Raw genomic sequence first — 12,162 nt, forward strand, 5'->3', positions numbered from 1 at the left:
CACAAATCCACGAACAAAAAATTATTCGTGGATTCGTGGTAAATAAATTTCTAAATATAAATATTACTTTTTTACTTCCTCAAGCTTTACTTCCTCTCCATTTTTGTCGAGAAGCTTCACTTCGTCAAAGCCCATATCCTTAAACTGCGCAAACTGCGTGGCGGCATCACCAACCACCAAATAAGCCATTTTGGAAGCGTCCAAATATTTATTGGCCAATTCCTTATGTTGCTCTAATGTCATATTTTTCACAACGGCTTCTTCCTTTTCAATGTAATTTGCCGGAAGGTTGTATTCGTTGATTTCCTGCAACATTCCCAAAAGTGAACCTTGGGTCTCAAAACGGCGTGCATTTGATTTTATGAGCGCATTCTTTGTAAACTCTAAATCTTCGGGCGAAATGCCTTCTTTGTATTTTGAGATTTCATCCCTAAATATTTGAACGGACTCTCCTGTGGTGTTGGTTCTAACGCTTGATGAGGCTGTAAATGTCCCTGGAATTTTACTTCCGCTGAAATTGGTTCGGGCGCCATAGGTATATCCTTTTTCCTCACGCAGTATTAAATTTACGTTTCCTGAAAAGGAACCGCCCAGCTTATAGTTCATTACTTCCGCAGGATAAAAGTCATTATCTGTTTTCGGTAAAGCTATATAGCCTACGTTTATAACAGATTGCTTGGCATTCGGGATATCTACAAAGTAAAGGGAAGCCTTATCCCGATTATTGGCAACTGGATATTCAGGAATAGTAACCTCCTTTGCAGCCCAACGCTCTTCCAAACCTTTCAAATCTTTCAAAACCGCGTCTTTGTCAATTTTTCCAACTACTTGGAATGAACTTATGGAAGGCGAAAAATTCTTGTTGTAATATTCCTTTAAATCGTTCATTGTAATTGCCTTTACAGATTCCACGGTTCCAATAGTAGGATAACTGAAAATATGATCTTCACCATAAAGAATTTTATTGTAAACACGATCGGCAACTGCATTTGGATTTGCATCGGAACGTTCAATTTGGTTTATGGTCTTGGTTTTAATACGTCCCAATTCCTCTTCATCCCAACGCGGTTCCAAGAGGATTTCGGTTACCAAATCCATTGTTTTATCGAAATTACGCGTCAAGGTATTGCCTCTAATTACGATAGATTCATCCGTAGTGTACATATTAATGCTTGCACCCAAAAGGTCAATGGCTTCCTCCAACTCTTCAGGGGTTTTATTGGCTGTACCTTCCATTAGAATATCGCTCATTAAGTTGGCAACGCCATTCTTTTTCATATCGTCAAGCAAATGACCTCCTTCAATAACCAAACTGAAATTCACTGTTGGTATTTCGTTTTGTTCAATTCCCGAAACTTTCAATCCATTTTCAAGATTGGCATTCCACACTTCAGGGATCGTCAATTGAGGAGCCGCTCCTTGAACGGGTGGCTTGGAGCGATCAAAGTTTGAAGGTGTTTTTACTATTTCGGTGTTTTTATTTTCTACGGTTTTAGCAACATTGTCCTTAATTTCTTCCTCTACAACGTTAGCCTTTTCTGAATTCTCCGTAATCAGCTCCAATTGTCCCTTTGGAACAAAACTGGTCATTACATAAGGTTTTCCCTTTATATATTTGTTATAAACCCTTACAACATCTTCCTTGGTAACTTTTTTGATGTTTTCAATATCTTCGGTTATAAAACCTGGATCATTTGTAAAAACATTGTATCGTGCCAATTGAAACGATTTACCCAAAACGCTGCTAATTCCATTATAAAATTGAGTTTCAAGACCTGCTTTTATTCTTTCAATATCGCGGTCGGTTACACCTTCTTTTTCAAAAAGCGCAAAAGCTTCGTTAATGCCACTTTCAATAGAATCAAGGTCAACTCCATTGTTTGCAGTTATCGAAATTTGAAAATCTCCGGCCAATTCACTTGAATTGTTATAGGCCGTCGTTCTTGAAGTTAAATCTTTCTCTTTTACCAGAACTTTATATAGGGGCGCCTTTTTTCCTTGGGAAAGGATTTCTCCAAGAAAATCAAGTGCATATGCATCTTCGGTGTATTGTTGCACCGTTGGCCAAACCATATTTAGTTGCGGTGCCGTGGCAAAATTATCTTCGTGATAAAGTCTTTTGGTTTCTGAAAGTGTGACCGGTTGCGGTTTTAAGGGCTCCACTTCTTGACGACGCTTTATTTCACCAAAATATTTCTCGATCATTTTTTTGGCTTCGTCAGTTTCAAAATCTCCTGCCAAAACCAAAGTAGCATTGTTTGGACCGTAAAAGCGATCGTAAAATTCCTTTACATCTTCCACGGTCGCGTTTTGAAGGTCTTCCAGTTCGCCAATTACTTGCCAGTTGTACGGATGCCCTTCGGGATATAAATTTTTGTCTATAACCCAACTTGTATGTCCGTAGGGATTGTTGTCAACCCGCTGGCGCTTTTCGTTTTGAACTACTTCCTGTTGGTTGTAAAAAGCAGATTCGGTTACTGTGTTTATTAAAAAGCCCATTCGGTCGCTCTCTAGCCACATCACGGTTTCCATTGCGTTTTTAGGAACAACTTCATAATAAATAGTGCCGTCTTTCCAAGTTCCACCATTTAGTGTCCCTCCAGCGTCTTGGATTGTTTTGAAGAATTGGTCCTGCGGCACGTTTTCAGATTCCTGAAAAAGCATGTGCTCAAAAAGGTGGGCAAAGCCGGTGCGCCCAGTTTTTTCACGGTTGGAACCTACACCGTACTGAATGGCGAGTGAAACAATCGGGTCGCTTTTGTCTTGGTGAAGAATTACATCGAGTCCGTTTTCAAGCTCGTACTTTTCAAATTCTACTGAAAGTTTTGCACTATCTTCGGCGGTAGTTTCTTGTTTTGATTTACAGGAAAAGGCTATCAATGCTATGAAAGCCATTGCCACAACACTGATTTTAAGGGAGTTTTTAAACATAATTGACTGAATTTTTAAGAAAGTTTTAAAGATACTATGTGAAGCGTGTTTAAGTCTTAAAAATAAGTTAAAACGAGACTGTAATTATAATTTCGAAATATTATCCAAACCACCCATCCCGATCCAAACTTCTGTATTGAATGGCTTCGGAAATGTGATTGCCATTAATCGCTTCGGAAGCTTCCAAATCTGCAATGGTACGCGCTACCTTCAAAATACGGTCATACGCACGGGCCGAAAGATTCAAGCGCTCCATTGCGGTTTTTAGAAGCTGCAATGAAGCGTCGTCTAGTTTACAGAATTGACGAATTTGCTTCACGCCCATTTGGGCATTGTAATGTATATTTTCAAACTCCGAAAAGCGCTTACCCTGTATTTTTCGGGCATTTGTAACCCGCTCCCGAATAACAATACTGGATTCGCCCCGACGTTCGTCACTTAATTTTTCAAAAGGGACTGGCGTTACTTCTATGTGAATATCAATCCGGTCCAAAAGTGGACCCGAAATTTTACTTAAATAGCGTTGCATTTCCGCAGGCGAGGACATTACAGGCGCATCGGGATCGTTAAAATAACCACCCGGACTTGGATTCATACTGGCCACGAGCATAAAACTGGACGGATAAGTTACTGTAAACTTTGCACGAGAAATGGTTACGTCGCGATCTTCTAAAGGCTGTCGCATCACTTCCAAAACACCACGTTTAAATTCAGGAAGTTCATCCAAAAATAAAACGCCGTTGTGCGCCAAACTTATTTCGCCCGGTTGTGGATATTGTCCGCCACCCACAAGGGCAACATCGCTTATTGTATGGTGTGGACTTCGGAAAGGCCGCGAAGTCATAATGCCTCCTTTTTCCATCGTACGCCCCGCAACGCTGTGAATTTTTGTGGTTTCAAGGCTTTCCTGCAACGTCATTGGCGGCAAAATACTTGGCAATCGCTTGGCAAGCATTGTTTTTCCCGAACCCGGTGGGCCGATTAAAATAATGTTGTGACCACCGGCCGCGGCAATCTCCATACAGCGTTTTATGGATTCCTGGCCTTTTACATCTGCAAAGTCGAATTCGGGATGTTCCAAATGCTCGTAAAATTCGGCCACCATATCCACCTCGGTTTTTTCGAGGGGAATGTTCTCGTTGAAAAAATCGATTACTTCTTTTATATTCTCAATTCCATAAACTTCAATTCCTTCAACGATAGCTGCCTCTTTGGCGTTTTGCTTCGGAAGAATAAATCCTTTAAAACCTTCTTCCTTTGCCTTTAACGCAATTGGCAAGGCTCCACGAATGGGCTGTAGATTTCCATCGAGGGAAAGTTCGCCCATGATGATAAATTCTGAAAGAGGGTTTCGCTCTTCAATTTGTTCCGTGGCAACGAGGATTCCCATCGCCAAAGTAAGATCGTAGGCAGAGCCTTCCTTCCGAAGATCTGCGGGCGACATATTGAGGATCAATTTTTTCCCGGGGATTTTGTAACCGTTGTTCTGTAAAGCGGCAGCAATTCGAAAATTGCTTTCACGAATGGCATTATCCGGCAAACCAACAAGATGGTAACCAATACCATTATCAACATTTACTTCAACAGTAATGGTTGTGGCCTCAACGCCAAATACGGCGCTTCCATAAACTTTTGTAAGCATAATTCAGTAAGTATAAACGGGGAGTTTACAACTGAAAGATATAAAAAATGTTTGTAGTGTAGGGTTTGTGGTTTATAGTTTATTGTGATTTTTTTAAAAATTGGGCCAAAAGTTTTCTGGTGGATGGATTCTTTACCAGGGAAGGATTATTTTTCTCCATAGCAGTTAATGTTCCTTTTGCTACAGTTTTCCCCAGTTCCACGCCCCATTGGTCGTAACTGAAAATATTCCAAATAATGCCCTGCACGAAAAGTTTGTGTTCGTAAATGGCAATAAGGCTTCCGAGGTTTTTCGGGGTCAATTTTTTTATCAAAATGGAATTGGTCGGTTTGTTGCCTTCGAAAAACTTGAATGGATTTTCAACCTTTTCGGCGTGCGTTCCTTCCCAGAGTGCTTGGGTCTGGGCGAAGAAATTGGCCATTAAAATATTATGATTGTAACTATTGCCGTGCAATGGTTCACTAAAACCTATAAAATCCGTCGGAATCAGTTTTGTTCCTTGGTGCAAAAGTTGAAAATAGGCGTGCTGCGAATTACTGCCCACATTTCCCCAAACTATCGTCCCAGTTTGATAATCTATTTTATTGCCGTTTCTGTCCACGCTCTTCCCATTGCTTTCCATCACGGCCTGCTGCAGGTATGGAACCAATTTGTGCAGATATTGCGAATAGGCAACAATGGCTTCACTTTCTGCGTTAAAAAAGTTGTTATACCAAACTGAAAGTAAGGCCAGTACAACTGGGATGTTTTTATTGAAATCCTCGTTCTTGAAATGTTTGTCCATTTCAAAAGCACCTTTTAGCAATTCCTCAAAATTATTGAAACCAATGCTGCAGCAAATTGACAGACCGACCGAACTCCACAGTGAAAACCTGCCGCCTACCCAATCCTTCATCGGGAAAATATTTTCTTCGGAAATGCCAAACTCCTTTGCTACTTCTACATTTGCTGATACGGCTACAAAATGTTTTTCAATATCCGCTTCCGAAGCATTTTTCAAAAACCATTTTTTTACTACGGAAGCGTTTGCAATGGTTTCCTGCGTGGTGAAACTTTTTGAAACAACTATAAAAAGTGTAGTTTCTGGGTTTAGTTTTTTTAATGTTTCGGCAACTGAATCGCCATCAATATTTGCTATAAAATGAATTTTTAAATGATTGCGGTAAAACTGAAGCGCTTCCGCAACCATTTCGGGACCCAAATGACTTCCGCCAATGCCAATGTTTACAACGTCTGTAATTACTTTTCCTGTAAAACCTTTGTGTGAACCATTTATTATTTCTTCGGAAAAACGTTCCATTTTTTGAAGCGTAGCTTTTACTTCCGGTTTGGTGTTTTCAAAATCGCGAAGTGCTGTATGCAATACTTCTCGATTTTCGGTTTCGTTTATTTTTTTGCCAGAAAACTGTTGGTTTATTGCTTCTTTCAACTTTACCTCTTCCGCAAGATTTATTAAAAGTGAAAGCGTTTCATCTGTAATTTTGTTTTTTGAATAATCTAAGTAAAAATCCTGCCATTCAATCTTAAAACGGTCTGCCCGACCGGGATCTTTTGAAAAAACATCCTGCATCTGCAGCATTTTGGTTTCTTGAAAATGTTTTTCAAGTGCCTTCCAAGCTTCGGTTTTTGTAGGATTTATTTTGGGTAAAGACATTCTGATTTACGATTGACGATTTTAAATTTACGAGTTGTGAATTTTGCTTTTATAATAATCTATTAGCCCATCAATTGGGCGTTGAACGATATTTCCAAGTTCAAGATTGTGTGCCGCAAAACATTCTTTTATAATTTCTTCTGAAAAATGTGCAATGGAGCCAATAAAATGAATAGGGACTTCGTGCGCCTTTTCATAACAAAGAATGCGGCATTCAATAAAATTTGAAATACCTTCTTTTATCAGCGCGTAAAAGTATGGGTTTATTTCTTTCTGGGTAAATATGAATTGCGCAAAAGACGCCAAATATGCGTTTGGGTTGGGCTTTTTGTAAAGATTCATCTTTATTTCATCTGCTTCTAAATTGAATTTATTTTCAAATTCCGCAGCAATTTCCTTTGGCATTCTTTGATAATAATAATCGCGGATCAATCTTTTTCCGAAGTAATTTCCACTGGCCTCGTCCATCAAAATAAAGCCCAAAGCTGGGATTGGCGCGTGAATTTCGGTGCCGTCAAAATAACAACTATTGCTGCCCGTACCTAAAATGCAAACAATTCCCGGTTTGGTGGTTGCGGCAAAAACCGCGGCCGCCATATCTTCGGATACGTTGACTTTTGCCTTGGTAAAGAGTGCTTCCAAAACATCCTTTAAAATGCTTCGCGGCGTTGTAGTGCCACAACCTGCTCCATAAAAATCTAAAATTTCAACACTATTGAAAATGCTTTTTAAAGTTTCGTTTGAAGCAATGCGAAGCAACAATTCCTCTTTTGGAACAACCGTAGGATTTAACCCGGAAGTAGCTGTTTTAAAAACGACTTCGCCAGAATTATCCAACAATACCCAATCACATTTTGTAGAACCGCCGTCGGTTATTAGGGTCATAGTTTATAAAGTTGCAACGTGAGCGGCCAAATCTACCAGTTTTGCGGAGTAGCCGTATTCGTTATCGTACCAAGCCACTAACTTAAAGAAATTATCGTTAAGCGCAATGCCGGCATTGGCATCAAAGGTGCAAATGTATGGATCCGAAACGAAATCCTGTGAAACCACTTCGGCTTCGGTGTAGTTTACGATTCCTTTATAATTGGTTTCCGAAGCTTTTTTGAAGAGTGCCTTTATTGCTTCGTATGTGGCGGGTTTTTCAGTGCGAACCGTTAAATCTACCACGGAAACATCTGTGGTTGGCACGCGGAAAGCCATTCCCGTAAGTTTGCCCTTCAACTCTGGAATTACTTTGGTTACGGCAACGGCGGCACCCGTGGTTGTTGGGATTATATTGCTCAATGCGCTTCTTCCCAAACGATAATTTTTCTTTGAAGGCTGGTCAACCGTAGATTGTGTAGCCGTAACGGAATGAACCGTTGTCATTAAAGCTTCAACAATTCCGTATTCGTCATTGATAATTTTTGCCATTGGTGCAAGACAGTTTGTGGTGCAAGAAGCGTTTGAAATGATTGTATCGGAAGGTTTAATTTCTTTATGATTCACGCCCATCACAAACATTGGTGCCGATTTTGATGGTGCGGAAATAATTACTTTTTTGGCGCCTGCTTTTAAATGTGCCGAAGCTGAATCAACTTCCTTAAAAATTCCGGTGCAGTCAATTATTATTTCAGCACCTACATCGTCCCATTTTAAATTTTCGGGATTTTTTTCGGCGGTGACCCTTATTTTTTTTCCATCAACTACCAAATTTCCATTTTTTACTTCAACCGTTCCGGGATATTTTCCGTGCACGGAATCGTATTCCAATAAATAGGCTAAATGATCTACTTCCAGCAAATCATTTACCGCAACTATTTCAATATTTTTTCTTTGTGATGCAATTCTGAAAGCCAATCGGCCAATTCGGCCAAAGCCGTTAATTCCTATTTTCGTTTTCATTTATAAATTTTTATTTTTTTAATTTTAAATTGAAATGATATCTGCAACGCGTATCAAATCTTCGTCAATTTCATTACTGCCTTTTATTGCTTCTGAAAAAGGAACCGAAATAACTTTGTTGTGAACAATCCCAATCATTACATTGGTTTCGCCGCGCAAAAGCGCATCAATAGCGCCAACACCCAAACGGCTCGCAAGTACACGATCGTAACAACTGGGGGAACCTCCCCTTTGAATGTGGCCAAGTACAGTAACCCTAACTTCGTATTCCTTTAAATTTTCTTCAATATATTGGGCAAGGCCAAAAATATTCTTCCCTATTTGATCGCCTTCGGAAACTACTACGATACTTGAGGTTTTTCCGGATTTTTTACTTCGGCCTAATGATTCCACCAAACGCTCGCGGCCCATGTTTTGCTCAGGAATCAAAATCTCCTCCGCTCCTGCACCAATGCCCGCATTCAATGCAATATCTCCCGCATCGCGGCCCATTACTTCAACCAAAAAAAGACGGTTGTGCGAGTTTGCCGTATCGCGAATTTTATCAATCGCTTCCACAACCGTATTCAAAGCCGTGTCGTAACCTATGGTATAGTCGGTTCCATTAATATCGTTATCAATAGTTCCCGGCAGGCCGACAATGGGAAAATTGAATTCTTTTATAAATACGGAAGCTCCCGCAAATGTCCCGTCGCCACCAATGACGACCAAAGCATCAATGTTTTCCTTTTTAAGATTTTCGAAAGCTTTTTTTCTGCCTTCTTCAGTTCTAAATTCCTTTGAACGTGCAGATTTCAGAAAAGTTCCGCCCCGATTGATGATGTTTTTTACAGAACGCGCATTCAATTCTTTAAAATCACCTTCAATCAAACCTTGTAAACCACGATAAATGCCTATGCACTCGATACCGTTGTAGGCGCAAGCCCTAACCACCGCCCTAATGGCAGCGTTCATTCCCGGGGCATCTCCGCCACTGGTTAAAACCCCTATTCTTTTTGGTAAATTCATAAACGGAAAGTTACTATTATTGTTTACAATTCAAAATGATTTCCATCAGAAAAAAAATACGTGTAAGTACGTATTGTGGAAATTTATTTACTGACCTATATTTGAATCATAGAATTAGTGGATAATGCACAAAGCAATATTTTTTGTGGGGATAGAAAATATTCTTAGTGCACTTTAAAGTTTACTAAGTTAGGTTTGTTAAAGAATCCCGGCCATTGGTCGGGATTCTTGTTTTAGTGAATTAGTCGTTCCAAGTAATTTTCAGAATTTTCTTCGAATCTTTAGTTACTTTAAAACGATCATCCATTCGGTGGCCAATAACCCAAACTATTTTTTCGTCACTTAAAAGCAGCCAGATTTTTTCCTTTTCGGTAAGAGGAATTTTTTCGTCTTTAAAAAATTTGCTCAACTTCTTTTTGCCTTTCATTCCAAAAGGGTGAAAGCTATCGCCGCGCTCCCACTTTCTAAGTTTTAAAGGGAAGTTTAGCTTTTCAGAAGCAACATATATCAAATTTTTCTCGGTTTCGCCGATATACTCTGCGGATTCTATTTTCAGATTAATTGGAAAAACAACCCCTTCTTTTGGAACTGAAAACTCTTCGGAAAAATTTTCTTTTGAAATTTCCGTGAGAATCAATTCATCACGGTTCTTTAAAAGTTGGTGCGTTTTAGAAAAAACCTTTTTTCCCGTTTGGGCATCGAGCAATTGTGAAACATCATCCCATTCAGTGAATCCGAAACTATTTAATAATTCATAGAGCAATGCTTCTGTATGCGGCAGATCTTTGATTTTTTGAATATTAATTTTATATGAATCCGCTGCCTCGGTGACCACCAAATTATAAACCAAAGCCAAATAATCTTCTATGAGATTTTGTGAAGCCTTTAGGTTTTGTTGGGTTTTTTGAAAATTTTTCAAAACCGAATCATTCACTTTTTTGAATTTGGGCAGAACTTCCAACCGCAACGTATTCCGAAGATAATCGGTCTTTTGATTGCTGCTGTCTTCGCGCCATTTCAAATTGTTTTCTTCAGCATATTTCAAGATTTCTTCTCTGGAAAATTTTAAAAGCGGTCTAATGATTTTATTATTTTCCTTCGGAATACCAGTAAGTCCGTTTAATCCTGTGCCACGCGATAGGTTGATGAAAAAAGTTTCAAGATCATCATCCAAATGGTGGGCGGTCAATAAGAAATCGTATTTAAAATCTTTTAAAATTTCGGAAAACCAATTATAGCGGAGCTCGCGCGCTGCCATTTGGGTTGAGATTTTATGCTCTTTGGCAAATTTTTTTGTGTCGAAAGTTTCGGCAAAAACGGGGATTTCCAAGTTTTTAGCCAACCCGATTACGAACATTTCATCGCCATCGCTTTCCTTTCCGCGCAGTGAAAAATTGCAATGTGCCAAAGCGATCTCATAATTCAATTCTTTCATTAAATATGTTAACACCACACTGTCCAAACCACCGCTGCAAGCAATGAGCAGTTTTTTTTCACTTAAAAAAGGAAAATTGGCTTCAATATTTTTTTTGAATGTAGTATGCAAATTAAAAATTTAGAAAAAATTTATTACAATTCCAGCAATAACGGCTATTCCGAAACTGAGCATGGTACCAATAAGCACGTATTCGGTTTTTAGGGTTTCGTTGTTTCCATAGCGGAGAATGGATTTTGCGGCAATAAGAAAGCCCACTGCTGAATATTGTGAAACAAGAATAAACGTAAGTGTTAAAATACGTTCCAAAACACCTATTACCTTTCCCGCATTCGGCATTTCATTATCGCTGCTCACTTGAATCTCAGTAGCCTTGAACACTTCTCTTATAAAAATGTTTGCGGGTTTTAAACAGACCAAATATCCGGTAATTATAAGCAAATATTTAAAATTTATTGAAACATCAATTGAAGTAGTTATACCGTGCCACTTATTGAACAAAACAACTACCAAGGTAAGAATGGCCAAATGAGCTGCTTGATCTATAAAAAATGCATACCGTCCAAAATAACTGCTATTGTTGAGATGGCGCTTAAAGCCATCTAGCAAGAAGTGGGAAAATGCGATTATCGCCGCTCCCAAAGCAAAACTTAGCTGTAATGAAAAAAGCCACGCCAAAACAAAACAGGCCAGCCCGTGCCAATATAAAAAGGAGCTTTTAAAGCCGATTGTGTTTTTCTGATTTGCCAACTTGTCTGTTTGGAAAAAATAATCCAAACACAGATGTGCGATTATTTGGAGCAGCAATAATTCCTTTAGTCCCATAGTTTCTATTTTGAAATTACCATTTTAAAATAGTTTACCGCTTCATCAATGGCATTCCAGCCCACGCTGGTAGAGTGCTGATTGACGGCAGATTGTCCTATGCCAAGGCGTTTGGCAATTTCGTCCTCTTGGTTATTCATTAATTTTAAATACAAAACCTCGCATTGTCTGGATGTTGCCTTGCTTAACAAAACATCCAGCAAGGCAAGTAAAGGTTGGAAATTTTTATTTAAATCTTCGTTTTTTGACGCAAAAAACAAGGTGTTTTTTATAACAATGCGTTCTTTATTGTAGGTTGTTTCGCCACTTATTTCGCGCCCCGACAGATAAATGGCCTCGCCATCTATAACGCCTTCTTCGGGTTTGTAACGGCTCAGTTCGCCATAACCAATAGCAAGTCTTATTCCGTGGGTTTTGAATTGTTTTATCCTATTGTCTTCACTTGTGTAAGCCTTCATTTTAATGGGAATTGCCTTTACAAAGCTTTTTATGGCCAAGGCCACTTGCAGTCCTTCTGGGGCATTCGGAACCACACACTCTAAGTAATCGCCTTTTATAATGCGGCCATATACATTAAATTCCTCCTTCAAGCTTTGGAGCAAGATGTTTAAGTTTTCTTCCACAAATTTGCGGTCTTGGGTATGCAAACCTGTTGATGAAACAATATCGCCAGATATTACCGAATAGTTCATTTTATTAGAATTTATTCAAATATATAAATTTATTAGCTTAAACACTAATAAATGTACTTTATAAGCTTAAAAGCTAATAAATAACCTT

Annotated in this window: 9 protein-coding genes; all 9 read right to left on the minus strand. The window is 39.1% G+C overall.

Annotated features, from left to right (window positions below):
- Positions 1-63: 63 nt before the first annotated feature.
- Positions 64-2,931, minus strand: a complete 2,868-nt coding sequence (locus LS48_RS00790; RefSeq protein ID WP_062619005.1) for a M16 family metallopeptidase — start codon at positions 2,929-2,931, stop codon at positions 64-66.
- Between the two features lie 100 nt (positions 2,932-3,031).
- Positions 3,032-4,573 (minus strand): YifB family Mg chelatase-like AAA ATPase, encoded by a 1,542-nt coding sequence (locus LS48_RS00795; protein WP_062619007.1) that lies wholly within the window; start codon positions 4,571-4,573, stop codon positions 3,032-3,034.
- Positions 4,574-4,652: 79 nt separating this feature from the next.
- Positions 4,653-6,227 (minus strand): glucose-6-phosphate isomerase, encoded by a 1,575-nt coding sequence (gene pgi / locus LS48_RS00800; protein WP_062619009.1) that lies wholly within the window; start codon positions 6,225-6,227, stop codon positions 4,653-4,655.
- A gap of 27 nt (positions 6,228-6,254) precedes the next feature.
- On the minus strand, positions 6,255-7,112 hold the full coding sequence (locus LS48_RS00805; protein WP_062619011.1) for a BadF/BadG/BcrA/BcrD ATPase family protein: 858 nt from the start codon (positions 7,110-7,112) through the stop codon (positions 6,255-6,257).
- Positions 7,113-7,115: 3 nt separating this feature from the next.
- Positions 7,116-8,114, minus strand: a complete 999-nt coding sequence (gene gap / locus LS48_RS00810) for a type I glyceraldehyde-3-phosphate dehydrogenase (protein ID WP_062619013.1) — start codon at positions 8,112-8,114, stop codon at positions 7,116-7,118.
- A 24-nt stretch (positions 8,115-8,138) separates the two neighbouring features.
- The gene (pfkA, locus tag LS48_RS00815) at positions 8,139-9,122 is read right to left on the minus strand and encodes a 6-phosphofructokinase (protein WP_062619015.1); all 984 of its coding nucleotides are present in this window, start codon (positions 9,120-9,122) and stop codon (positions 8,139-8,141) included.
- Positions 9,123-9,363: 241 nt separating this feature from the next.
- Positions 9,364-10,668, minus strand: coding sequence for a tRNA lysidine(34) synthetase TilS (gene tilS, locus LS48_RS00820; RefSeq protein ID WP_062619017.1), 1,305 nt, complete (start codon positions 10,666-10,668; stop codon positions 9,364-9,366).
- Between the two features lie 9 nt (positions 10,669-10,677).
- Positions 10,678-11,382, minus strand: a complete 705-nt coding sequence (locus LS48_RS00825; RefSeq protein ID WP_062619020.1) for a DUF3307 domain-containing protein — start codon at positions 11,380-11,382, stop codon at positions 10,678-10,680.
- A 5-nt stretch (positions 11,383-11,387) separates the two neighbouring features.
- Entirely contained in the window at positions 11,388-12,074 is a 687-nt protein-coding gene (locus tag LS48_RS00830) for a helix-turn-helix transcriptional regulator (protein ID WP_062619022.1), read from the minus strand.
- Positions 12,075-12,162: the final 88 nt, after the last annotated feature.

The sequence above is a fragment of the Aequorivita aquimaris genome, from assembly GCF_001573155.1.
GTDB classification, from domain to species: domain Bacteria; phylum Bacteroidota; class Bacteroidia; order Flavobacteriales; family Flavobacteriaceae; genus Aequorivita; species Aequorivita aquimaris.

Coding starts and splice junctions, on each gene's coding strand:
- gap (WP_062619013.1), bottom strand. CDS start 8,114: ATGAAAACGAAAATAGGAATTAACGGCTTTGGCCGAATTGGCCGATTG.
- pfkA (WP_062619015.1), bottom strand. CDS start 9,122: ATGAATTTACCAAAAAGAATAGGGGTTTTAACCAGTGGCGGAGATGCC.
- LS48_RS00790 (WP_062619005.1), bottom strand. CDS start 2,931: ATGTTTAAAAACTCCCTTAAAATCAGTGTTGTGGCAATGGCTTTCATA.
- LS48_RS00795 (WP_062619007.1), bottom strand. CDS start 4,573: ATGCTTACAAAAGTTTATGGAAGCGCCGTATTTGGCGTTGAGGCCACA.
- pgi (WP_062619009.1), bottom strand. CDS start 6,227: ATGTCTTTACCCAAAATAAATCCTACAAAAACCGAAGCTTGGAAGGCA.
- LS48_RS00825 (WP_062619020.1), bottom strand. CDS start 11,382: ATGGGACTAAAGGAATTATTGCTGCTCCAAATAATCGCACATCTGTGT.
- LS48_RS00830 (WP_062619022.1), bottom strand. CDS start 12,074: ATGAACTATTCGGTAATATCTGGCGATATTGTTTCATCAACAGGTTTG.
- LS48_RS00805 (WP_062619011.1), bottom strand. CDS start 7,112: ATGACCCTAATAACCGACGGCGGTTCTACAAAATGTGATTGGGTATTG.